Annotated in this window: 22 protein-coding genes and 1 tRNA gene; 13 read left to right on the forward strand and 10 right to left on the reverse strand. The window is 68.5% G+C overall.

All coding sequences use genetic code 11. The annotated features are described in order from the left end of the window. From A5771_RS04980 to A5771_RS04995, 4 genes are all read right to left on the reverse strand, one after another. A partial coding sequence (locus A5771_RS04980; protein WP_082947067.1) for a WXG100 family type VII secretion target occupies window positions 1–209 on the reverse strand: 209 nt, incomplete at its 3' end. A 39-nt stretch (window positions 210–248) separates the two neighbouring features. Continuing rightward, window positions 249–1,511, reverse strand: coding sequence for a PPE family protein (locus A5771_RS04985; RefSeq protein ID WP_064854097.1), 1,263 nt, complete (start codon window positions 1,509–1,511; stop codon window positions 249–251). An 8-nt stretch (window positions 1,512–1,519) separates the two neighbouring features. Next, a complete protein-coding gene (locus A5771_RS04990; protein ID WP_064854098.1) occupies window positions 1,520–2,758 on the reverse strand; it encodes a PPE family protein in 1,239 nt (412 codons plus the stop codon). 9 nt (window positions 2,759–2,767) lie between these two features. Then, window positions 2,768–3,067, reverse strand: coding sequence for a PE family protein (locus A5771_RS04995; protein ID WP_064854099.1), 300 nt, complete (start codon window positions 3,065–3,067; stop codon window positions 2,768–2,770). Between the two features lie 488 nt (window positions 3,068–3,555). Between A5771_RS04995 and A5771_RS05000 the strand changes: the two genes are divergently transcribed. The 8 genes from A5771_RS05000 to A5771_RS05035 all read left to right on the forward strand — a co-directional run bounded on the left by A5771_RS05000 (window position 3,556) and on the right by A5771_RS05035 (window position 10,426). Next, a complete protein-coding gene (locus A5771_RS05000; RefSeq protein ID WP_082947066.1) occupies window positions 3,556–3,861 on the forward strand; it encodes a DUF732 domain-containing protein in 306 nt (101 codons plus the stop codon). 70 nt (window positions 3,862–3,931) lie between these two features. Beyond that, window positions 3,932–4,005, forward strand: a tRNA-Leu gene (locus tag A5771_RS05005). A gap of 416 nt (window positions 4,006–4,421) precedes the next feature. After that, window positions 4,422–5,477: a beta-propeller fold lactonase family protein gene (locus A5771_RS05010; protein ID WP_234782955.1), complete on the forward strand. Its 1,056-nt coding sequence runs from the start codon at window positions 4,422–4,424 to the stop codon at window positions 5,475–5,477. 41 nt (window positions 5,478–5,518) lie between these two features. Beyond that, complete coding sequence (locus A5771_RS05015; protein ID WP_064854115.1) at window positions 5,519–7,150, forward strand: long-chain fatty acid--CoA ligase; 1,632 nt, start codon at window positions 5,519–5,521, stop codon at window positions 7,148–7,150. After that, window positions 7,150–8,208, forward strand: a complete 1,059-nt coding sequence (locus tag A5771_RS05020) for an NAD(P)H-dependent amine dehydrogenase family protein (RefSeq protein WP_064854101.1) — start codon at window positions 7,150–7,152, stop codon at window positions 8,206–8,208. The genes A5771_RS05015 and A5771_RS05020 overlap by 1 nt, the downstream gene beginning before the upstream one ends. A 16-nt stretch (window positions 8,209–8,224) precedes the next feature. Then, on the forward strand, window positions 8,225–8,692 hold the full coding sequence (locus A5771_RS05025) for an SRPBCC family protein (protein ID WP_064854102.1): 468 nt from the start codon (window positions 8,225–8,227) through the stop codon (window positions 8,690–8,692). Window positions 8,693–8,699: 7 nt separating this feature from the next. Next, window positions 8,700–9,566: a class II glutamine amidotransferase gene (locus A5771_RS05030; protein WP_064854103.1), complete on the forward strand. Its 867-nt coding sequence runs from the start codon at window positions 8,700–8,702 to the stop codon at window positions 9,564–9,566. Continuing rightward, window positions 9,563–10,426 carry a patatin-like phospholipase family protein gene (locus A5771_RS05035; protein WP_064854104.1) on the forward strand — a complete coding sequence of 288 codons (864 nt, stop codon included), beginning with the start codon at window positions 9,563–9,565 and terminating at the stop codon, window positions 10,424–10,426. The genes A5771_RS05030 and A5771_RS05035 overlap by 4 nt, the downstream gene beginning before the upstream one ends. Here A5771_RS05035 and A5771_RS05040 read toward each other — a convergent pair. Next, window positions 10,414–11,394 carry a patatin-like phospholipase family protein gene (locus A5771_RS05040; protein WP_207545390.1) on the reverse strand — a complete coding sequence of 327 codons (981 nt, stop codon included), beginning with the start codon at window positions 11,392–11,394 and terminating at the stop codon, window positions 10,414–10,416. The genes A5771_RS05035 and A5771_RS05040 overlap by 13 nt on opposite strands. 258 nt (window positions 11,395–11,652) lie before the next feature. On the opposite strand from A5771_RS05040, the gene A5771_RS05045 reads away from it, so the two are divergent. Together A5771_RS05045 and A5771_RS05050 are read left to right on the forward strand one after the other, a co-directional pair. Beyond that, complete coding sequence (locus A5771_RS05045; protein WP_064854106.1) at window positions 11,653–12,183, forward strand: cysteine dioxygenase; 531 nt, start codon at window positions 11,653–11,655, stop codon at window positions 12,181–12,183. 32 nt (window positions 12,184–12,215) lie between these two features. Then, complete coding sequence (locus A5771_RS05050) at window positions 12,216–12,647, forward strand: rhodanese-like domain-containing protein (protein WP_234782957.1); 432 nt, start codon at window positions 12,216–12,218, stop codon at window positions 12,645–12,647. On the opposite strand, the gene A5771_RS05055 is transcribed toward A5771_RS05050, so the two are convergent. The 3 genes from A5771_RS05055 to A5771_RS05065 are packed head-to-tail and all read right to left on the reverse strand — an operon-like array spanning window position 12,579 to window position 16,053. Beyond that, window positions 12,579–14,228 carry an alpha/beta hydrolase gene (locus A5771_RS05055; RefSeq protein WP_064854107.1) on the reverse strand — a complete coding sequence of 550 codons (1,650 nt, stop codon included), beginning with the start codon at window positions 14,226–14,228 and terminating at the stop codon, window positions 12,579–12,581. The two genes, A5771_RS05050 and A5771_RS05055, sit on opposite strands and share 69 nt — an antisense overlap. A 3-nt stretch (window positions 14,229–14,231) precedes the next feature. Beyond that, the gene (locus A5771_RS05060; protein WP_064854108.1) at window positions 14,232–15,005 is read right to left on the reverse strand and encodes an enoyl-CoA hydratase; all 774 of its coding nucleotides are present in this window, start codon (window positions 15,003–15,005) and stop codon (window positions 14,232–14,234) included. A 10-nt stretch (window positions 15,006–15,015) separates the two neighbouring features. Next, a complete protein-coding gene (locus A5771_RS05065) occupies window positions 15,016–16,053 on the reverse strand; it encodes an enoyl-CoA hydratase/isomerase family protein (protein ID WP_064854109.1) in 1,038 nt (345 codons plus the stop codon). Window positions 16,054–16,218: 165 nt separating this feature from the next. Here A5771_RS05065 and A5771_RS05070 point away from each other — a divergent pair, with 165 nt between their 5' ends. Further along, entirely contained in the window at window positions 16,219–17,076 is an 858-nt protein-coding gene (locus A5771_RS05070; RefSeq protein ID WP_064854110.1) for a Bax inhibitor-1/YccA family protein, read from the forward strand. A 141-nt stretch (window positions 17,077–17,217) separates the two neighbouring features. Here A5771_RS05070 and A5771_RS05075 read toward each other — a convergent pair whose 3' ends face one another. Next, window positions 17,218–18,435, reverse strand: a complete 1,218-nt coding sequence (locus tag A5771_RS05075) for an acetyl-CoA C-acetyltransferase (RefSeq protein ID WP_064854111.1) — start codon at window positions 18,433–18,435, stop codon at window positions 17,218–17,220. A gap of 34 nt (window positions 18,436–18,469) precedes the next feature. Continuing rightward, window positions 18,470–19,324 carry an SGNH/GDSL hydrolase family protein gene (locus tag A5771_RS05080; protein ID WP_064854112.1) on the reverse strand — a complete coding sequence of 285 codons (855 nt, stop codon included), beginning with the start codon at window positions 19,322–19,324 and terminating at the stop codon, window positions 18,470–18,472. Window positions 19,325–19,505: 181 nt separating this feature from the next. On the opposite strand from A5771_RS05080, the gene A5771_RS05085 reads away from it, so the two are divergent. Then, entirely contained in the window at window positions 19,506–20,558 is a 1,053-nt protein-coding gene (locus A5771_RS05085) for an alpha/beta hydrolase (protein WP_064854117.1), read from the forward strand. 59 nt (window positions 20,559–20,617) lie between these two features. After that, entirely contained in the window at window positions 20,618–22,012 is a 1,395-nt protein-coding gene (locus tag A5771_RS05090) for a cystathionine beta-synthase (RefSeq protein WP_064854113.1), read from the forward strand. Window positions 22,013–22,252: the final 240 nt, after the last annotated feature.

Below are 22,252 nucleotides of genomic sequence, written 5' to 3' on the forward strand. Positions count from 1 at the left end.
ATGTTCACGATGTTGCGAAACGCCGTCTGCATCTGACCCATGGTGTCCATCGAGGTCCGCTCGGCCAGACCACCCCAGCCCGCACCCGAGATGTTGGTCGACGACGCCCACATCCGCCGGGCCTCATCCTCCACCGTCTGGGCGTGCACATCGAAACGGCCCGCCATGCTGCGCATCGCGTCCGGATCGGTCATAAAACGTGTTGTCATCGCCTGTGTCTCCTTACCTGAAATTCGTTGTCGCGAGGTTTAACCGGCAACGACCGGACGGGGCATCACGGTCGGCTTGAAGCCGTAGCGGGGGGTACCGAGGCCGAAACCGCCCCGCTCAGCGCCGACCGGCATCCCGCCGGGCACCGCCGCCATCGACTCGATCTCCTCCGGGGTTGCCCAACTGCTGGCCTGCAGTGCGCCGGTCGCGGCGGCGTCGGCCGGGGCTGCCGCGGCCCACGCCGGCGGCGCGGACAGTTCACCGACCAGCGTCGCCTGCCCCACGCCCGCCGAGACCGCCGGCGCGCTGGCGCCGGCAGTGAACGCTCCGGCCGCCGCCGAGGCGGCGCCCGCCTCACCCCCGAGCGCGCCCAGGCTGCTCAGCGGGCCGCCGGGAGCCAGCAGGGCGCCGATGCCGGCACCTGCCGAACCACCGCCGAAGGCGTTGAAACCCCCGCCGGAGAAGAAGGTGGTCATGGTCGGGATCAAACTCGCCGGGGTGAACGCTGCGGATGTCCCGACGAAGCTCATCCCGCCGTTGAGTGGGTAGGTGAACAGCGACACGACGCCATTGATCGACGCGTTCCTGCCGATGGCCTCGAGGAGTCCGGCGAGTGTGGGCGGGGGTAGGCCGGCGTCAGCGGGACCCGGCGAGGTCAGGGTCTGCAGCGCGTTGGGCAGCGACGAGATCGCTTGCGCCGTCTGAGCGGTATTGCCGGCGGCCGTGCCGTTGGCCTGACTGACGGCGGCCGCTTGGTTGGCCGTTCCGGCCGGATTCGTGGTCTGGGTGGGCTCACTGAACGGTGTCACCTTGGTCGCCGCCGCCGAGGATGCCGCGTAGCTGTACATGACACCGGTGGCCTGGGCCCACATCTGGAGATACTGTGCGTCGCTGGCCATGATCGCTGCGGAGTTCTGCCCTACGACATTGGTCGCCACCAATTGCTTCTGCTGCGCGCGATTGGCGGCGATCACTGCCGGGGGAGGGGTGGCCGCGTGGGCCGCCTCGAATGCGGCCGCTGCGGCCGTGGCCTGGGTGGCCGCCTCCTCGGCCTTCGCCGCGGTGTCGGCCATCCACGCCAGATACGGCTTGGTGGCGGCGGTCATCGACGCCGACGCCGGGCCCATCCATTCCTGGTCGACGAGCTGGGAGAACGTTGTCTCGTAGGACGTCAGGGCCGAGGTGATCTCCGCGGCCAGGCCGCGCCAGGCGGAGGCGACGGCCATCATCGGCGTCGATCCGGGGCCGGTGTACAGCCGCCCCGAGTTGACCTCGGGTGGCAGGAGTGCGTAGTCGATCATCGTTGCTCCTAGACCACCATCGGCTTCGGCATGAATTTGGGCCGGAATCCGTAACGCGGGGTGCCATAGTTCATGCTGGCCCGACCGACGCCGGTCGGCACCGGAGGGGGCATGGAGGCCATGTTGTTGTGGGTCTCCGAGGGGACCGCCCAACCGCCGGGCCCCCCGGTCAGGGCCGCGGCGCCGGGGGTGGCGGCCGACCAGCTGGCCGGCGCCGAGAACGACGTTCCGACCAGCGAGGCCTGACCCATCCCGGCGGTGACCGCCGGGGTGACCGCACTGACCCCAAATGCGCTACTGACCCCGCTGGCCATGCCACCGCCGAGCGCGCCCAGGGCGCCGAGTGCGCCACCGGGGCTCAACGCCGCTCCCAGACCACTGCCGAGCGCACTGCCGGTGGCGCCGTTGAAGCCCCCGCCGGTCATGAAACCGATGAGGCTTGGCAGCAGGGCAGACGGAATGAAGGCCGCGCCGGTACCCGCGGTGTTGAACAAGTTGTACAGCGGGGTGCCGAACATGTACGCGTAGCCGTTGGTCGGGTCGTTGTACAGGAATTCGATGATCTGCTCGATCCAGTCGGTCGACGCTGCCGGGGCGGCCATGGACTGCAGGGCATTCGGCAGCGCCGAGATCATCTGCGCCGTCTGTGCGGTGCTGTTGGCGGTGCTGCTGCCGCCGGCCTGGCTGACCGCAGCAGCCTGTCCGGCCAGCCCTGCCGGGTTGGTGGTCTGGGCTGGTTCGCTGAACGGGGTCACCTGCGACGCGGCGGCCGATCCGCTGGCGTAGCCGTACATCGCGGCGGCGTCCTGGGCCCACATCTCGGCGTAGAGGGCATCGAGGGCTGCGATGGCCGGGGTGTTGATGCCCAAGACGTTGGTTGCGACCAGTGCCGCCTGCTGCACCCGGTTGGTGGTGACGACCGCCGGAGGGACCGTCGCTGCCCGCGCCGTCTCGTACACGGTCGCGGCGGCGGTGGCCTGGGCGGCGGCCTGCTCGGCTTGCGCGGCGGTGGTGTTCATCCAGGCGATGTAGGGCGTTGCCGCCGCAGACATCGACGCCGAACCCGGTCCGAGCCAGTCCTCACTGGACAGCTGGGAGATCACCGTCTCGTAAGAGTGTGCGGCAGAAGCGAGTTCGGCGGCCATCGCGCGCCAGGCCGAGGCCGCCGACATCATCGGCGCTGACCCCGGGCCGGCATACATCCGCCCGGAGTTGATCTCGGGGGGCAGGGCTCCGTAATCCAGCATGAATTCCGCCTAACCGGCTGCGAGCGCGTTGGCGGCTTCGGTGGCAGCGTAGGACTCGGCGCTGCCGTTCAAAGTGGCCACGAACATCTCGTGAATCGCCGCGGCCTGCGCGGCAACCGACTGGTACATGCTGGCGTGGGCGGCGAACTGCGCAGCGGTCAGCGCCGAGACTTCATCGGCGGCAGCCGGAACGACACCGGTAGTCGGAGCGGACGCAGCGGCGCTCTGGGCGTTGAGCGACGAACCGATCGCTTGCAGGTTGCCGGCGGCAGCCGCCAAGGCCTCCGGCTGCGTGGTCACGAAAGACATCTGGGTTTCTCCTCACGGATCCGAGCGTTATCCGGATTTCTGCGACCACGGTCCCGTATCACTGGGGGATTGTGAAAGCTGGTTAACCGCTTCTTAACCCGCGTGTCCCAACTTTTTACGAGCGCCTGCCCAGGTCTCTGACAGACGGGTGGACCGGAGCAGTCCGCGGGGCTTGTGCGGCCGCGGAACGAAAAGCCGTGCAAGACGGCTATGAGCGGCAAAGACCAGCTTTTCGTCGGGGCCAGCTAAGTGGTCCAGGTCACAGCGTGCCGGCGGTGTGTGTACGACGGTATTTCTACAGATCACGCCGAGAGGCCAAAATTACTGGCACGCAAGCGCTTTGAAGATGATGAGTCGGCCCGGTTATGGCATCGGTGATGCGACTCGTTGACGATGTGAGCCCTCGGTAACGCGGAATTAACACGTTGATCCGGCGGAGTAAACGCTCCGTAACATGCTTTTAACGAACGCTCAGCAGACTACGAGCCATGAAACGGTTTCTGCTGCTGGCGGGCCTCACCGCCATGGTCGGTCTGGCAGCGCCCGCGCATGCCGAGCCGGTTGGTAGCGACGCCGCCTTCCTGACCCAGCTGAACGGAGCCGGCCTGAGCCACCGCGGCTCCGACGAGGTGGCGATCTCCGCCGGTCACTCCGTGTGTCAGTTGATGGATGCCGGCCTGACCCCGATGGACACCGTGGTCGCGGTGCAGACCACCAACCCGGGATTCACACTGCAGCGCGCCGCGGAGTTCGCGCGCATCGCTGCGCAGAACTACTGCCCGCAGCACGCCTGAGTCGTTACGGGGTCCGCTACCGCCGTGCCGGTGGGTTGCCGTCGGCGTCGCCGCGTTAGATTCGCCGCGAGCCCCCATAGCCCAATTGGCAGAGGCAGCGGACTTAAAATCCGCCCAGTCTGGGTTCGAGTCCCAGTGGGGGCACCGCATGGCTACGCGGCCTAGGTGACTGCGGTCGCCGGCCTGCGGCCCCGGCCCATACCCGCCCGCCAGGAAATTTGCAAGATCATGTGACCAGAAAACTGGAATTCGCCCGCCGAGTTTCTTAGTTTCTTATTCAATGCTAATTGCGATACAGATCACAAGTTAGCCAGTTGGATCATAACAGCTGTTCAAGCGCAGCAGAATGCATTGCTGAAGATGCCTAGGGGCAGCGGCTTGGCCCACCGCGACCCAAGGTCCGCTGGATTAACCTGCGACGTCAATCACAATAGTTACGTCATTTTCCTTTTACCCGGAATTCACCGCTAGGATCGACCAAACACCTCGTCCTGGCACCCCGGTCGTACTGGCCAAGCTGCGGCAGCTACGCGGGCGTGTGTGCAAAGACGATACGAAACGTGATCGATGGGAGCGATGTGGACGACGTGGTGGCTTACGGATTGCCCGGCCCGAGGACTCGCACCATCGACACCGTCACGCTGGGGCGCGGCCCGATCGGTGGCCTCGCGGTCACCGCGGACGGCAGCCGGCTGCTGGCCACCAACTACGGCGACGACACCGTCTCGGTGATCGACACCGCCAGCGGCACCGTCGTGGCCACCGTGTTCCACGCCGACGAGCCGTTCTCGGTCGCCGTCGGACCTGCCGGAACCGCTCGGGCCTACGTCACCGCCGGCTCCATGGCGCTCGATGCCGTACTGGCGATCGACGTCGACTCCGCCGAGGTCACCGGGTGTTACCCGGTGGCCCTGGGCATCGGTGAGCTGGTCGCCGACCCGATGGGCAGCCGCGTCTACGTCACCCGTACCGGTTCGGCCGGCGTCGAGGTGCTCGCGCTCGATGCCACCATGAGTCCCGCCGGCGTCGCCCAGGTGTCCAGCAGTCCGGTGGCCAGCGCGGCCGGCCTGCGGATCAGCCCCGACGGCCGGCGGCTGTACGTGGCGGTCCGCCAACCCGCCGGCGACACCGTCACCGTCTTGGACCGCGAACTCAATGTCGTCGACGTCATCGAGGTCGGCTCGACCGTCGTCGACGTGGCCGTCAGCCCGGACGGTACCCGGCTGTTCGTGGCGACTTCCGGGTCTGATGGCCGCGGGGCGGTGCACGCCGTCGACACCCGCACCCACGCGGTCGGCGCCGGGTTCGTGGTCGACACCCAGCTGATCCAGCTGATCGTGAGCCGCGACGGTGAGCGCGCCTACCTGGTGACCGCGGCCGGGGTGCTGGTGATGTGCGCTCGCACCAACGAGGTCCTCGGCGCGCTGGCCGCGACCACGGCGCCGGCCTGCGCGGTGGAGAGCCCGGATGGCAGCAGGCTCTACATCGCCGGCTTCGACGGTGCGGTGACCGTTGCCTCGCTGGCCGATCTGCCGTCGCCGTCGGCGTCGCTGCATGAGCAACTGGCGCTCGACGACGCCGTCAAGCGGATGCTCCAGCTCGAACCCGCTCTCTAGCCCCCGTCGCACGCTCCGCGTCGGCATGGTCGAATATGTCGATGCGCAGCACCATGCAGAACTGGCCGCTGACGATCGGTGCCATCCTGCACCACGCCACCGGCATTCACGGGGCCCGCACCGTGACGACCATGACCGACGACGGTTTCCGCCGCACCACCTACCGCGAGCTGGGCGGCCAGGTGGCCCAGCTGGCCAATGCCCTGCGGCGGCTCGGCATCACCGGCGACGAGCGAGTTGCCACGTTCATGTGGAACAACACCGAGCACCTGGCCGCTTACCTGGCGGTGCCGGCGATGGGCGCGGTGCTGCACACGCTCAACATCCGGCTGTTCGCCGAGCAGATCGTGTTCGTCGCCAACGAGGCCGAGGACCGGGTGATTCTGGTCGACGTCTCGCTGGCCGGGCTGCTGGCGCCGGTGTTGGCGCAGCTCGACACCGTGCACACCGTGATCGCGGTCGGCGAGGGCGACATCGCGGCGCTGGAGGACTCCGGTAAGACCGTGCTGCGCTACGCCGACGTGCTGGCGGCGGAGGCGCAAGAGTTCGACTGGCCGGTCGTCGACGAGAATTCGGCGGCCGCCATGTGCTACACCAGCGGCACCACCGGCAACCCCAAGGGCGTGGTGTACAGCCACCGGTCCAGCTATCTGCACACCATGGCGGGATGCACCACGAACGGTATCGGGGTCGGCTCGGGCGACTGCGTGCTGCCGATCGTGCCGATGTTTCACGCCAACGCGTGGGGGCTGCCCTATTCGGCGCTGATGGCCGGTGCGGATCTGGCGATGCCCGACCGGCATCTGGACGCCGCGTCGCTGGTCGCCCTCATCGAAACGCAGCGACCTACGGTGGCCGGCGCGGTGCCGACGATCTGGAACGACGTCATGCACTACCTGGATCGTGAACCCGGCCATGACATCTCGTCGCTGCGGCTGGTGGCGTGCGGCGGGTCGGCGGTCCCGGTGTCGCTGATGCGCGCGTTCGAAGAGCGCTACGGCGTGCAGGTGCGGCAATTGTGGGGCATGACCGAGACTTCGCCGCTGGCCACCATGGCCTGGCCACCGCCGGGCACCCCGCCCGAGGAGCACTGGTCGCTGCGCGGCACCCAGGGGCAGCCGGTGTGCGGTGTCGAGGCCCGCATCGTCGACGACGACGGCGCGGTGCTGCCCAACGACGGGGAAGCCGTCGGCGAGCTGGAGGTGCGCGGCCCGTGGATCACCGGCGCCTACTACCGCGGCCAGGACGAGTCCAAGTTCTCCTCCGGCTGGCTGCGCACCGGCGACGTGGGCCGTATCGACGCCCAAGGCTTCATCACCTTGACCGACCGGGCCAAGGACGTGATCAAGTCGGGTGGGGAGTGGATCTCCTCGGTGGAGCTGGAGAACGAACTGATCGGCCACCCGGACGTGGTCGAAGCCGCCGTCGTCGGGGTGCCCGACGAACGCTGGCAGGAACGACCGCTGGCCGTCGTGGTGGCACGCGACGGCGCCTCGGTGAGCGCGGCCGAACTGCGAAGCTTCTTGTCCGACAAGGTCGCCCGCTGGTGGCTGCCGGAGCGCTGGACATTCGTCGAGGAGATTCCGCGCACCAGCGTCGGCAAATATGACAAAAAAACCATCCGAGCCCGCTACTCCGAAGATCAATACCAGGTGAGCGAGGTGCGTGACTGATGAGTCTGCGGGTGATCCAGTGGGCGACCGGATCGGTGGGGGTGGCCGCGATCAAGGGTGTGCTCGAGCATCCCGACCTCGAATTGGTCGGCTGCTGGGTGCACTCGAAAGCCAAGAGCGGCAAGGATGTCGGCGAGATCATCGGCGCCGAGCCGCTGGGCGTGACGGCCACCGACAGCGTCGAGGAGATCTTGGCGCTCGATGCCGACGCGGTGATCTATGCGCCCCTGCTGCCCAACCCCGATGAGGTCGCCGCGCTGCTCCGTTCCGGCAAGAACGTCGTCACCCCGGTCGGCTGGTTCTACCCGTCCGAGAAGGAGGTGGGACCGTTGGAGGCTGCGGCGCGCGAAGGTGGCGTGACCCTGCACGGCGCCGGTATCGGGCCGGGCGCGGCCTTCGAGTTGTTCCCGCTGCTGCTGTCGGTGATGTCCACCGGCGTGACATTCATTCGCGGCGAAGAGTATTCGGATCTGCGCACCTACGACGCGCCGGATGTGCTGCGCCATGTGATGGGATTCGGTGGCACCCCGGATCAGGCGTTGAGCGGACCGATGCAGAAGCTGCTCGACGGCGGGTTCCGCCAATCGGTACGCCTGTGCGTCGACCGGCTGGGCTTCGCCGCCGACGAGCACATCCGCTCATCCCAGGAGGTCGCGGTGGCCACCGCGCCGATCGACTCACCGATCGGTTCCATCGAACCCGGTCAGGTGGCCGGGCGCCGGTTCCACTGGGAGGCGACCGTCGGCGACGAGGTCGTCGCTCGGGTCACGGTCAACTGGCAGATGGGCCAGGAGAACCTCGACCCGCCATGGTCTTTCGGTCCAGCAGGCGAGCGCTACGAGATGGAGGTGCGGGGAAACCCCGACACGTTCGTCACCGTCAAAGGCTGGCAGCCCGAGACCGTCGAGGAGGGCCTGATCAGCAACCCCGGTGTCGTGGCGACCGCGGCGCACTGCGTCAACGCGATTCCGGCGACCTGTGCGGCCCCGGCCGGGTTCGCCGGGTTCTTCGACCTGCCGCTGATCACCGGGCGGGCCGCCCCGCGACTGGCGCGCTGAACGCTAACCTCGAACAGTGGCCTTCACCGTCGAGCAATCCCGGGTGATAGCGGTGGCCGTCGAGGACGCGTTCAACGGCACCCTGCCGCTGCCGCTGCCGCAGCTGTTCCGGCACTGGTACGGACCGATTCCCCCGATCAAGGAGGTGCTGGGCCAGACCGGGCCCTGGGAGGCGGTCGGCCAGACCCGGCTCGTGCGGCTGATCGGCGGGGGGAGCATGCGCGAGGAGCTGACCAGCGTCGACCCTCCGCGCTCGTTCGGCTACCGGCTGACCGAGATCACCGGCCCGTTGGCGCCGCTGGTCCGGTGGGTCGAGGGCCGGTGGCAGTTCACTCCCACCGTGGCGGGCACCATCGTCACCTGGGGGTGGGACATCCACCCGAGATCCGCGCCGGCCGCAGTCGCGATGCCGGTGCTCGGGCGACTGTGGAAGGGCTACGCTCGGCGGGCCCTGGCACAGTTGGCCACGCTGCTGGAGGGCTGAGGCACCCATGTGCCGCCTGTTCGGGCTACACGCCGGCACCGATGCGGTCGCGGCCACGTTCTGGTTGCTCAACGCCCCGGACAACCTCGCCGCGCAGAGCCGGCGCAACCCCGACGGCACGGGGCTGGGCGTGTTCGGCCGCGACGGCCGCCCGCAGCTGCACAAGGAGCCCCTCGCCGCCTGGCAGGACAGCGATTTCGCCACGGAGGCACACGAACTGACCGGCACCACCTTCGTCGCGCACGTGCGGTACGCCACCACCGGTGCCCGCGACGTCGCCAACACCCACCCGTTCCTGCAGGACGGCCGGATCTTCGCCCACAACGGCGTGCTGCGCGGCCTGGATGTCCTCGAGGACCGACTCCGCGAGCTGGGCACCGCCGATCTGGTTGTCGGACAGACGGATTCCGAGCGCGTGTTCGCGCTGATCACCGCCGCGGTCCGGGCGCACGACGGCGACGTCGGCGCGGGCCTGCGCGACGCGGTCGGCTGGCTGGCGGCCCACGTGCCGATCTACGCGCTCAACATCCTGCTGGCCACCGCCACCGACATGTGGGCGCTGCGCTATCCCGACACCCACGAGCTGCACCTGCTGGACCGCCGCGACGGCGCCGAGCCGTTCGGGGTGGACCTGTACACACACCGGATCCGGGCGCAGTCCGAACAGCTGAGCGGCCGGCCGGCGGTGGTTTTCGCCAGCGAGCCGATGGACACCGATCCGCGCTGGCGGCTGCTCGCCCCGGGCGAACTGGTCCACGTCGACGCCGGGCTGCAGCTGCGCACCGAGCTGGCCTTCCCCGATCCGCCCGCCCGGCAACTGCGCCGGGAGGAACTGACCGCTGCTACGCAGGAGGCTCAACACCCGTGGTTGTGACAGGCAAGCGAGCCCTGGTGCTGGCCGGCGGGGGAGTGGCGGGCATCGCCTGGGAGACCGGCGTGCTGTGCGGGATCGCCGACGAGTCGCCGTCCACCGCAGCGGCGCTGCTGGAATCCGATGTGCTGGTCGGCACCTCGGCCGGTTCGGCGGTGAGCGCACAGATCGGTAGCGGAATGAGCCTCGAGGAGCTGTTCGCCCGTCAGGTGGCCGAGTCCTCGCCCGAACTCGACCCCGGGATCGGGGGCGAGGAGATCGCGGAGCTGTTCCTGGCCGCCATGACCAGACCGAACACCACTGCCGCGCAGAAGATGCAGCGCATAGGTGCGGTGGCCTTGTCCGCCGAGACGGTCCCGGCCGCGGTGCGCCGCCGGGTGATCGAGCGTCGGCTGCCGTCGCATCGCTGGCCGGATCGTTGTCTGCGGATCACCGCCGTCGATATCGACACCGGTGAGCTGATGGTGTTCGACCGGGACTCAGGCGTGGATCTCGTCGATGCGGTGGCGGCCAGCTGCGCGGTGCCGGGGGTGTGGCCGCCGGTCGTGATCGACGGGCAGCGCTACATGGACGGCGGAATGCGCAGCACGGTCAACCTCGACGTCGCCGACGATTGCGAGGTGGCCGTCGTCCTGGTGCCGTCCGGGGAATCGGCGCCGTCGCCGTTCAGTGCCGGTGCGGCCGCCGAGATCGCGGGCTTCGGCGGGCGTGCCTACCCGGTGTTCGCCGACGGCGCGGCGTTGCGGGCCTTCGGCAGCAACCCGCTGGACCCGGCCTGCCGGGTGCCGTCGGCGTGGGCCGGACGCGAGCAGGGCCGCCAACATGCCGCCGCGCTCGCCGAATTCTTTGATCAGTCCGGTTGATCGGAATCGAGGGCCTGGGCGGTCAGCTTGCGGCCGATGTCGATTATCTCTGTGGCGCAATGGAAGTCCAGGCTGCGGCAGGTGGTCCGGGGCACCTCGATCAAGAGATCCGGCGGATGGGTGGCCAGATGGTGGCGGGTCAGCGCCGCCTGGGCGATGTCAATGGTGCGGTTCATCACCTCGAAGCTGCCGAGCTTGGGAACTTCGGGTTCGGACTCGGTCTCGCCGTCGGGTCCGGTATCGCCGTTGCCGAACCGGCCGAACAACGCGTGGGCCGCGTTGCTGTCCATCAGCGCAGAGGTGCTCTGCAGCATTCGCGTCAGCCACGCCGGCGTCGAGCCCCGGCTCGGCTCCCCGTCGGTGTCCTCGCAGTCCTCGGGCGCGAGGATGTCGGCGGCGTTGGCGCCGCTCAGGTTGACCGCGACGGTCAGGTCGGCGTTGACGGCGGCGATCGGCCCCATCGGCACCGGGTCGAGGATTCCTCCGTCGGCCAGCAGTCGCCCTTCGACGACGTGCGGGGAGATCACTCCGGGGATGGCGATGGACGCCCGGATCGCCGCGTGTAGCGGTCCGCGCTGCAGCCACACCGATCGTCCCGAGATGAGATCCGTCGTGACCGCCGTATAGGGAATCGGCAGCTCCTCGATGTTGATGTCGCCCACGATGTCGCGGACCACATCGAGGATCTTCCCGGCGCGCAGCACCCCCGCGGCGGTGAAGGTCGGATCCAGCAACCGCAGCACCGCGCCCTGCGTCAGCGACTGGGCCCAGTCGGCGAACTCATGCAGGCGGCCGGCCGCCTGCAGACCGCCGACCAGCGCGCCCATCGACGAGCCGGATATGCCGACGATCTCGTAGCCGCGTGCGGTCAGTTCATCGATGACCCCGATGTGGGCGTAGCCGCGGGCGCCGCCGCTACCGAGCGTCAGTGCCACCCGCTTGGAAGAAGGAGATGTCACGCCCTCCATTGTGACGGGCGAACCGCCGGCGGGTTTTTCGCACGGCTGATTAAAACCCATGCGGTTCGCTCATTACGGACATCATCGCTGGTCAGAGCTATCACCGTTGGCGGGGTGGGAGCCGGCGGCGCGGACCTGACGCTGTCCCGCGATGTAGTGTGAGTCCCGTGATGGAGCACGTCGGATTCCAGGGCTGTTGTTGCCGCAGCTGAACGCTGCCGCCGACCCCTGTCTTGAATCCACCCCATCCGTTCTGGAGTTTTCACCATGGTTATCGCTGATCCTGTCGCGTTGCGGCCGTCGGCCCCCCGGGCCCGCTCGCTGCGCATGCCCGACCTCCTGCATACCACCGACCTGGCCGCCGACGCGGTGCTCGACGGCCGCTACCAGCACCTGCTGCCGGCGTCCGGCCTGCCCACCGACAGCCGCTGGTTCACCCGGATCCACGGCGACGAGCGGCTCGACATCTGGCTGATCAGCTGGGTGCCCGGCCACGCCACCGAACTGCACGACCACGGCGACTCACTCGGCGCGCTGACGGTACTGTCCGGGGCGCTGGACGAATTCCATTGGGACGGAGCACAGTTGACGCAACATCGGCTCAATGCGGGCGACCAGGCCTCGTTTTCGCGCGGCTGGGTGCATGACGTCGTCTGGGCGCCGTCAGATCCCGGGCCGACGCTGAGCGTGCATGCCTACTCGCCGCCGCTGGTGGAGATGTCCTACTACGCCGTCGCGGACGACGACACCTTGCGCCGGCAACGCACTGAGTTCACCGAATACCCGGAGGCATCGTGACCACCACCCAGCTGGCCAGTCGTATCGACGGGATGCTCGCCGCGGCGCGGGCGCGGCTGAACCGGATGACCGCCGAGGAGGTGCCCGCGGCGCTGCGTGACGGCGCGATTCTGGTCGACATCCGGCCGGCGGCCCAGCGCGCGCAGGAGGGCCAGGTGCCCGCCGCCTTGGTGATCGAGCGCAACGTGCTGGAGTGGCGCTGCGACCCGACCAGCGACGCCCGGCTGCCGCAGGCGATCGGCGACGACGTGCAGTGGGTGATCCTGTGCTCGGAGGGCTACACCTCGAGCCTGGCCGCGGCCGCGCTGGTGGACCTGGGCCTGCATCGCGCCACCGACGTCATCGGCGGCTATCACGCCCTGGTCGCCGCCGGCGTGCTGGTGGAGTCGAAACCATCACGCGGTCGAGTGGAGCAGCGGTCGGAGCCGCTCGGTTTTGTCTGCGGTCCACCCCGCTGGATGTAATATCGCCGCCCAGGCATCGGCCACGGCGGCGGCATAGTGGTGACCGTGCCCGTCGGGCACGTCGACCGCCACCGCCATGTCGGCGGAGACCTGCAGGAACGTCACGATCGGTTTCCACTGCACCTGCGGCAGCACGTCGTAGCCGCGCGGCTCGGACAGCCAATCCGGTTTGTGGAACAGCAGGTCCGGGCTCCACCAGGCGATCGGGTCCGAGGCGTGCTGCAGGTACACCACGCGCGGGGTGCTCCAAGGTGTGTCCGGGCGCGCCAGATCGCCGCCGCGGGCGACGAACCGAGCGTTGCGGCCGTCGTCGTAAATCGGAAGCCATTGCGGGGAGCCGGGATCGCGGTTGATCGTCAAGTCTTTCCAGATGGTGTTCTGAAACGTCGGCCCGGAGAACAGTGCTCCGTCGGTGCGCGCCAGCACGTTGTTGAGGTTCATGAATGGCGCCTCACCGCCAAACGATCCGAGGCTCTCGCCGAACACCACCAGCTTGGGGCGCCCGGATTCCGGCATCGCCCGCACCTGTTTGTCGACCGCCTCGAACAAGGCCTGGCCGGCCTGGCGGGCGCTCTCCCTGTCGACCAGGAAGGACAGCCAGCTGGGCAAGAACGAATACTGCATGCTCACGATCGCGGTGTTGCCGTTGAACATGTACTCCAGGGCGGAGGCCTCCGCCTCGTTGATCCAGCCGGTGCCGGTCGTGGTCGCCACGGCCACCACGGCGCGGTTCAGCCCGCCGGTGCGGGCCAGTTCCGCCGCGGCCAGTTCAGCGGTCGCGCTGATTCCTTCAGCGGAATTGAGTCCGGCATAGGCACGGATCGGCTCGGTCGCCGGTGTGCCGTTGAACGCGGTGAGCTGCGCGAGAGTCGGTCCGCCGGCCACGAAGATACGGCCCTGATGGCCCAGCGACTCCCAGGAGGCCAGGGATTCGGGACCCCCGGACCGCAGCCGGCTCGGCGGGGCGGCCTGGTCGGGGTCCAGCTCTTCATTGACCGCCGCGAAGGTGTTGTTCAGCGCGCGCATGCTGAACTTCACCACCACGCCGTTGAGCAACGCGATGGTCAGGCCCAGCAGCAGGGCCACCGTCACCACCAGCGAAACGCGCGGCGGCGCAACGCGGTTGAGCTGACGTGCCAGTGCGCGGCCCACCATACGGACCACCTGCCCGATCTCCACCAGCACGAACAACGTCAGCACCGCCAGCCCGCCCGCCATCGGGAAGCAGTACCAGGCCAGCTGCGGAACATCCATCAGCGAGCGCAGCTGCCGCTGCCAGTGGTAGACGCGGACGATCATCACCAGGTGGATGACCACGGCGGTCGGGATCAGCACCGCCCAGGCCCAACCCGGCGCGGGCGGGCTGCTGTCCGCCGAGCGCATGTAGCGCACCAGCCACACGATGAGCACCCCGAGCCCGTAGCCGGCGGCGCCGGATGCGCCGCTGACCAGACCCTGGACCAGCGGACCGCGGGGCAGCAGTGACGGCGTCATCGACAGCCAGATGAACACCAGCCCGGTGGCGGTGCCGGTGAATGTGTAGTGCCTGATCCACCAAGGTGTTTCGGCCGACCGGGCCATCGGCTAGCGGTGGGTGAAGTTCGGTGCGCGCTTCTCGGTGAACGCCGCCATGCCCTCGGTCTGGTCGTCGGTGGCGAATGCCGAATGGAACAGCCGGCGCTCATAGAGCAGTCCTTCGGCCAGGGTGGATTCGAAGGCTCGGTTGACGGCTTCTTTGGCCATCCGGGCCGCCGACAGGCTCATTCCCGCGATGGTGGCAGCGACCTTTCCGGCTTCGGCCAACAGGTCATCGGCCGGGACCACCCGAGAGACCAGGCCGCTGCGTTCGGCCTCGGCGGCATCGATGGTGCGGCCGGTCAGGATCAGATCCATTGCCTTGGCCTTGCCGATGGCGCGGGTCAGTCGCTGAGAGCCGCCCATACCCGGCAGCACGCCGAGTTTGATCTCCGGCTGACCGAACTTCGCGGTGTCGGCGGCGATCAGCACATCGCACATCATCGCCAGTTCGCAACCACCGCCCAGGGCGTGTCCGGCCACCGCGGCGATGGTCGGGGTGCGCACCGCGGCCAACTTGGACCAGGCGGCGAAGAAGTCGGCGGCGAACACCTCGGCGAAGCTCAGATCGGCCATCTCCTTGATGTCCGCACCGGCGGCGAACGCCTTGGCGCTGCCGGTGATGATGATCGCGCCGATGCCCGGGTCGGCATCGAATTCGGCTGCTGCGGTGGTGACTTCGTTCATCACCTGGCTGTTGAGCGCGTTGAGTGCCTGCGGCCGGTTCAGCGTGATGGTTCCGACGCGTCCGTCACGGTCCACCAGAATGGCTTCGTAGCTCATGGGGTGCTCCTTAAAAAGCTAGATCGGGTTCGGCTGGGGCGAAGTAGGTTTCGATGTCGGCGGTGCTCACCTCGGCCAGGGTGGCCGGTGACCACTGCGGGTTGCGGTCCTTGTCGACCAGTTGGGCGCGAATGCCCTCCACCAGGTCGTGGGAACGCAGCGAGGCGGTCGACACCCGGAACTCCTGGACCAGAACGTCTTCCAGCGTGGCCAGCTCACCGGCCCGGCGCACCGATTCCAGCGTCACCGAGCAGGCGATCGGGGAGCGGGTGCCGATCAGGTCGGCCGCGGCATTGGCGCCGGCACCGCCGTGGCCGGCCAGCGCTGCCACGATGTCGGCGACCGTGTCGTGCCCATAGCACTCGTCGATCCAATCGCGGTCTGCGGCAAGCGGGCTCGGCGGCGGCTCGACCGCATGGGCGGCCAGCGCGGCCTCCACGGCGTCGGCGATCACCGCCGAAGTGAACTCCCCCAATCGGTCATGCGGAACGAAGTGGTCGGCGAAGCCCAGCGCGATGGCATCGGCCCCGGAGAACGGTGCACCGGTCAGCGCCGCGTGCAGACCCAGATGCCCGGGTGCGCGCGACAACAGGTAGGTGCCGCCGACGTCGGGTATGAAGCCGATACCCACTTCGGGCATGGCCATCTTCGTGGTGTCGGTGACCACCCGGGTGTTGGCGTGCGCGCCGACACCGACGCCGCCGCCCATCACGATGCCGTCCATCAGCGACACGTACGGCTTGGGAAACTCACCGATCTGGGCATTGAGCAGATACTCGTCGTGCCAGAAGCGCCGCGCGTCGGCGCCATCGGCCTTGGCGCTGTGATAGATCGCGACCACGTCACCGCCGGCGCACAGGCCGCGCTCGCCGGCCCCGGCCAGCACCACCGCGGCCACCGCCGGGTCCTCAGCCCACGCCGACAGCGTCGCGGTCATCGCGGTCACCATCGACAGGTTCAGCGAGTTGATCGCCTGCGGCCGGTTGAGCGTCAGCAACCCGACTCCGCGCTCGATGTGGGCCAGTACCTCGTCAGATTCGCCTGTCACGCCTTCGCAATGTAGATCCCTCCCCGCGGTCGCCGATCCGCGGGTAAGGTTTGGCGGAAGAACGACCCGGATGTTGGGAACCCCGGCGGGTCGTGGATCGTTGATCAAGTTGTTCGCACAACTTTCGTGTCCAAGCACAAGACAGCTTTAGAGAGGATCGGGAAGGTGCGGGAAACCAGCAACCCGGTATTTCGTTCGTTGCCCAAACAGGGCGGTTACGCACAGTTCGGAACCGGCTTCGGTGCCGCCGGGGCAACCCAGCAGATGAGCCAGGGTTACCCGGGTCTGCAGAGCCCGCAGACCGACTACCGGCGGGAGGTCAGTAGGCCGCTCACCATCGACGACGTCGTCACCAAGACCGGCATCACGCTGGGGGTGCTGAGTGTCGCAGCGATCGTGTCGTTCTTCCTGGTGTCGGCCAACCAGGCCCTGGCCGGTCCGCTGACCTTCGTCGGCGCGTTCGGCGGGCTGGCGCTGGTGATGGTGGCCATGTTCGCCCGCAAGCAGGACAGCAAGGCACTGGTGCTCAGCTACGCCGCGCTGGAGGGCATGTTCCTTGGTGCCATCTCCTGGGTGCTGACCGCGTTCACGGTGGGCACCGGCAACGCCGGCTCGATGATCGGACAGGCCGTGATGGGCACCCTCGGGGTGTTCGGCGGCATGCTGGTGGTCTACAAGACCGGCGCCATCCGCGTCACCCCGAAGTTCACCCGGATGATCGTCGCCGGCCTGTTCGGTGTGCTGGCCCTGATGATCGGCAACCTGGTGCTGTCGCTGTTCGGCGTCGGCGGGGGTGAGGGCCTGGGGCTGCGCAGCGGTGGGACGCTGTCCATCATCTTCTCGCTGGTGTGCATCGGGATCGCCGCGTTCAGCTTCTTGATCGACTTCGACGCCGCCGACCAGCTGATCCGCGCCGGCGCGCCGGAGAAGGCGGCCTGGGGTATCGCCCTGGGTCTGACCGTGACGCTGGTCTGGCTGTACCTGGAGATCCTACGTCTGCTCAGCTACTTCCAGAACGAGTGACGACCAGCTAAAAAATGACCCCGTGCCGGCAGGCACGGGGTCATTTTGTTTACGAACGACGGGCATCGAGTGTGCGGTTTGGTGCGCCAAGACGCGATTCTGCGACCCAAAACGCACACTCGACGTAGTCGGGCCAAAGGCTCAGGAGAGCCGCTCGACCACCATCGCCATGCCCTGGCCGCCGCCCACACACATGGTCTCCACGCCGAACGTCTTGTCGTGGGTCTGCAGGTTGTTCAGCAGGGTGGCGGTGATGCGGGCGCCGGTCATACCGAACGGGTGACCCAGCGCGATCGCCCCACCGGAGACATTCAGCTTGTCCTCGTCGATGCCGAGCTCGCGCGCGGAACCGAGCACCTGCACGGCGAAGGCCTCGTTGATCTCGAACAGGTCGATGTCCGAGACCGACATCTTGGCGTTCGTCAGCGCCTTTTTGACCGCCTCGATCGGCCCGAGGCCCATGATCTCCGGCGATAGGCCGGAAACCCCGGTGGCCACGATCCGGGCCAGCGGCTTGAGGCCCAGCTGCTTGGCCTTGGTGTCGCTGGTGATGATCACCGCGGCCGCGCCGTCGTTCAGCGGGCAGGCGTTACCGGCGGTGATCGTGCCGTCGGGCCGGAACACGGGCTTGAGCTGGCTGATCTTCTCGTAGGTGGTGCCGGCGCGCGGGCCGTCGTCGGTGCTCACCACGGTGCCGTCCGGCAGCGTGACCGGGGAGATCTCGCGGGCGAAGAAGCCACTCTTGATGGCCTCTTCGGCGCGGTTCTGGCTGCGCACGCCCCAGTGGTCCTGGTCTTCGCGGCTGATCCCGGTGTGCAGCACCACGTTCTCGGCGGTCTGGCCCATCGCGATGTACACGTCGGGCAGGTTGCCGTCGGCGCGCGGGTCATGCCATTCCTTGGCGCCGGCCGCGGCAGCCTCGGAGCGGGCCATGGCGTCATTGAACAGCGGGTTCTTGCTGTCCGGGGCGCCGTCGGCGGCGCCGATACCGAACTGCGACACCGTCTCCACCCCCGCGGAGATGAACGCGTCGCCCTCGCCGGCCTTGATCGCGTGGAACGCCATCCGGGTGGTCTGCAGCGACGACGAGCAGTAGCGGTTCACCGTGGTGCCCGGCAAGAAGTCATAGCCGAGCAGCACCGAGACGACGCGGGCAATGTTGTAGCCGGCCGCACCGCCGGGCTGGCCGCAGCCCATCATCAGGTCGTCGATCTGGTGCGGGTTCAGCTCGGGCACCTTGTCGAGGGCGGCGCGCACCATCTGGGCGGCCAGGTCATCCGGCCGCATGGTGACCAGCGATCCCTTACCGGCCCGGCCGATCGGCGAACGAGCAGTTGAGACGATGACAGCTTCGGGCACGGTGACTCCTTGCGATCGGGTATTCCAGGAAAATCTAGTCCGCTGGGGCCAGGACGTGTGAATCGGCCTCGTCCAGCGCGGCGCACAGCGCCGGGATCACCTGAGTCGCCGCCAGCGCGTAACCCGCGGCCGACGGGTGGTACTGGTCCGGGGCGAACAGCAGCGCAGGGGACTCGCGAAACGCCGGGGCGCAGACGTCGGCGAACGGAACGGCGATACCGCCGGCGGCCCTGACGGCCTGGGTCTGGGCGCGAGCCAGCTGCCGCGCCCGGGTATGCGCGACCCAGCGCAGCGGTTGTGGGATCGCGCTGATCACCGAGAAATCGGGGCAGGTGCCGACGACCACCGCCGCGCCGCTGGAGCGCAGTCGTTTCACCGCCGCGTGCAGTCGCTGCGCCGAGACGGCGATGCCGTTGAGCCTGGTGACATCGTTCGCGCCGATCATGATCACCGCCGCGTCCGGTGGCGGTCCGGCGACGAACATCGCGTCGACCTGGCCGGCGAGGCCCCTGGAGGTCGCGCCGACGATTGCCTTGGTACTCAGGCGGATCCGCTTACCGGTGCGCTCGGCCAGCGCCCTGGCGATCAGTGCTCCGGGCACCTCCTCGGGCGAACAGCAGCCGTAGCCGGCCCCGGTCGAGTCACCGAAGATCATCAGGTGCAGATCGACGCTCATGCCGCGCTGAAAGCGCTCCACGGTGGCGTCCCCGGCAACGTAGATGCCGTCGGCGCGCGGCGGGACCTCGCACGCCCGGGGGATGGTTTGGCGCGCCAGATCGGCCTGACCGGCCAACAGATTGCGCACACCCAGGTAAAGGGTTCCGCTGGAGGCGAGCGCCCCGGCAGTGGCCAGCGTGATCACCGACCGCCGCGCCACCCGGATCCCCATGCTGCAAGTTTAGGCGAGCACCGCCCCGGGCGCCCCCGCGCAGCAAACAACAATGATCACGATGCGGACCCGAAGCCGTATCGGAACCAACCCTGAGATTCCTTCACAGACTTTTCCGTGTGACGATGCGAGGTACCGCGTTGGCTGTGCCGGCCCGGGCCGGCGGGAGGGAGTGTGCACCATGACCGCGCCCAGCAAGATTGCCAGCTCGCCGCGTGGATTCAGCCGCCTGCACCCGGCACTGCGACCCCGCCGCTTCCCCCGCAATGACGGCCTGCCGGTCGAGGTCGTGGAGGATGCGCCCAGCGTCGAGGGACGGCTGACGTGGCTGGCAACCCGGCTCACCGTCCGGCCGGTGCTCTCGGTCGGCAGCTACCTCCCGCGCATGCCGTGGCCGTTCGGTCTGTTGGACTTCACCGCCAAGGCGGTGCTGCCCGCGCCGGGCACCGTGCGAGCCAGCATCCGGTTGCCGCACTGCACGGCGAAGATGGTGCGTGCCGCCGGCGTCCTGCCCGCCGACGGCACCCGGCGGGTCGTGCTGTACATGCACGGCGGTGCCTTCTTGACCTGCGGGGCCAACACGCACGGCCGGCTCGTCACGAAGCTGTCGAAGTACGCCGACAGTCCGGTGCTGGTGGTGGAGTACCGGATGGTGCCCAAGCACTGCATCGACGACGCGGTCGACGACTGTTACGACGCCTACCGCTGGCTGCGCCGGCAGGGCTACGCACCCGACCAGATCGTGCTGGCCGGCGACTCCGCCGGGGGCTACCTGTCGCTGGCGCTGGCCGAGCGACTGCTGGACGAGAGCGGGGACGATGAGGCCCCGGCGGCGATCGTCGCGATGTCACCGCTGCTGGAGATCGCCAAGGAAGCCAAGAAGGCGCATCCGAACATCCACACCGGCGCGATGTTCCCGCCTCAGGCATTCGACGCGTTCGTGGACCTGGTTGAAGCGGCGGCCCGCAACCACGGCCGGCGCGGCGAGGTTTTCGAGCCGCTGCAGCACGTCAAGCCGGGTCTGCCGCGCACCCTGATACATGTCTCGGGCTCCGAGGTGCTGCTGCACGACGCGCGGCTGGGCGCCAAGATCCTGGCCGCAGCCGGCGTCCCGGTGGAACTGCGGGTGTGGCCCGGTCAGATCCACGTCTTCCAGCTCGCCGCACCATTCGTGCCCGAGGCCACCCGCTCGCTCCGCCAGATCGGCGAATACATCCGCGAAGCCACCGGCTGACCCGCTCGGTTCACAAGGCGCCGAACCGCCCGGACAAACAACCTGACACGATGGCAGGCATGCGGATAGCGCGCCACATCAGTGACCTCATCGGCAACACCCCCCTGGTCGAGCTGAATTCCATCGTTCCCGCCGGGGCCGGCCGGGTGGTGGCCAAGGTCGAGTACCTCAACCCGGGCGCCAGCTCCAAGGACCGCATCGCGGTGAAAATGATCGACGCCGCCGAGGCCAGCGGCGCCCTCAAGCCCGGCGGCACCATCGTCGAACCGACCTCCGGCAACACCGGTGTCGGTCTGGCCCTGGTCGCCCAACGCCGCGGCTACAAATGCGTGTTCGTCTGCCCCGACAAGGTCAGCGAGGACAAGCAGAACGTGATGCGGGCCTACGGCGCCGAGGTGGTGGTGTGCCCGACCGCGGTACCGCCCGACGACCCGGCCAGCTACTACAGCGTGTCCAACCGGCTGGTCGAGGAGATCGACGGCGCCTGGAAGCCCGATCAGTACTCCAACCAAGCCGGCCCGGAGAGCCACTACGAGACCACCGGTCCGGAGGTCTGGAACGACACCGACGGCCAGGTCACCCATTTCGTCGCCGGGATCGGCACCGGCGGCACCATCACCGGCACCGGCCGCTACCTCAAGGAGGTGTCGGGAGGCCGGGTGCGGATCATCGGTGCCGACCCGGAGGGCTCGGTGTACTCCGGGGGAACCGGCCGGCCGTATCTGGTGGAAGGGGTCGGCGAGGACTTCTGGCCGGCCGCCTACGACCCGAAGGTGCCCGACGAGATCATCGCGGTGTCCGACGCGGACTCGTTCGACATGACCCGGCGGCTGGCCCGGGAGGAAGCGCTGCTGGTCGGCGGATCCTGCGGGATGGCCGTGGTGGCGGCCGTGGAAGCGGCCGTCAAAGCCGGGCCCGACGCGCTCGTCGTGGTCTTGCTGCCTGACGGCGGCCGCGGTTACATGTCCAAGATCTTCAACGACTCCTGGATGTCGTCCTACGGGTTCCTGCGCTCCCGGCTGGACGGCTCGACGGTGCAGCCCACCGTCGCCGACGTGCTGCGGGCGAAGTCCGGGGTGTTGCCCGACCTGGTGCACACCCACCCGTCGGAGACGCTGCGCGACGCCATCGGGATCCTGCGGGAGTACGGGGTGTCGCAGATGCCCGTCGTCGGCGCCGAGCCGCCGGTGATGGCGGGGGAGGTGGCCGGCAGCGTGTCCGAGCGCGACCTGCTCTCGGCGGTCTTCGAGGGCCGCGCCAAGCTGGCCGACGCGGTGTCGCAGCACATGGGGCCGCCGCTGCCGCTGATCGGCTCCGGTGAGGTGGTCGACGTCGCCGCAACCGCGCTGGCCGAGGTCGACGCGGTGATGGTGGTCGAGGACGGTAAGCCGGTCGGCGTCATCACCCGCCACGACCTGTTGGGTTTCCTGTCCGACGGGCCGCGTCGCAGGTAGCCGCCGGCGAGAGCGCCTTGCGGTAGCGTGACAGTCCGCATCAACCGATTTCAGCAAGGGTGCCCATGACTGACTTCCCGCCGCCGCCTCAGGGCAATTACCCGCCCCCTCCCGGCGACTACTCACCTCGTATCATATAAACATAAGACGCTTCCGACGATAAGGCTCGTGTAGATGTCGGAGGTCGCCGGATCATTAAAAAAATGAGGAGGGGGGGGGGGGGGGGGGGGGGGGGGGGGG

The sequence above is a fragment of the Mycolicibacter sinensis genome (genome assembly GCF_001667375.1).
GTDB classification, from domain to species: Bacteria; Actinomycetota; Actinomycetes; order Mycobacteriales; family Mycobacteriaceae; genus Mycobacterium; species Mycobacterium sinense_A.

Coding starts and splice junctions, on each gene's coding strand:
- A5771_RS05040 (WP_207545390.1), bottom strand. CDS start 11,394: ATGGAGGGCGTGACATCTCCTTCTTCCAAGCGGGTGGCACTGACGCTC.
- A5771_RS05080 (WP_064854112.1), bottom strand. CDS start 19,324: ATGGGGATCCGGGTGGCGCGGCGGTCGGTGATCACGCTGGCCACTGCC.
- A5771_RS05085 (WP_064854117.1), top strand. CDS start 19,506: ATGACCGCGCCCAGCAAGATTGCCAGCTCGCCGCGTGGATTCAGCCGC.
- A5771_RS05050 (WP_234782957.1), top strand. CDS start 12,216: ATGCTCGCCGCGGCGCGGGCGCGGCTGAACCGGATGACCGCCGAGGAG.
- A5771_RS05030 (WP_064854103.1), top strand. CDS start 8,700: ATGTGCCGCCTGTTCGGGCTACACGCCGGCACCGATGCGGTCGCGGCC.
- A5771_RS05060 (WP_064854108.1), bottom strand. CDS start 15,005: ATGAGCTACGAAGCCATTCTGGTGGACCGTGACGGACGCGTCGGAACC.
- A5771_RS05045 (WP_064854106.1), top strand. CDS start 11,653: ATGGTTATCGCTGATCCTGTCGCGTTGCGGCCGTCGGCCCCCCGGGCC.
- A5771_RS05090 (WP_064854113.1), top strand. CDS start 20,618: ATGCGGATAGCGCGCCACATCAGTGACCTCATCGGCAACACCCCCCTG.
- A5771_RS05000 (WP_082947066.1), top strand. CDS start 3,556: ATGAAACGGTTTCTGCTGCTGGCGGGCCTCACCGCCATGGTCGGTCTG.
- A5771_RS04985 (WP_064854097.1), bottom strand. CDS start 1,511: ATGATCGACTACGCACTCCTGCCACCCGAGGTCAACTCGGGGCGGCTG.
- A5771_RS05015 (WP_064854115.1), top strand. CDS start 5,519: ATGCGCAGCACCATGCAGAACTGGCCGCTGACGATCGGTGCCATCCTG.
- A5771_RS04995 (WP_064854099.1), bottom strand. CDS start 3,067: ATGTCTTTCGTGACCACGCAGCCGGAGGCCTTGGCGGCTGCCGCCGGC.
- A5771_RS04990 (WP_064854098.1), bottom strand. CDS start 2,758: ATGCTGGATTACGGAGCCCTGCCCCCCGAGATCAACTCCGGGCGGATG.
- A5771_RS05020 (WP_064854101.1), top strand. CDS start 7,150: ATGAGTCTGCGGGTGATCCAGTGGGCGACCGGATCGGTGGGGGTGGCC.
- A5771_RS05055 (WP_064854107.1), bottom strand. CDS start 14,228: ATGGCCCGGTCGGCCGAAACACCTTGGTGGATCAGGCACTACACATTC.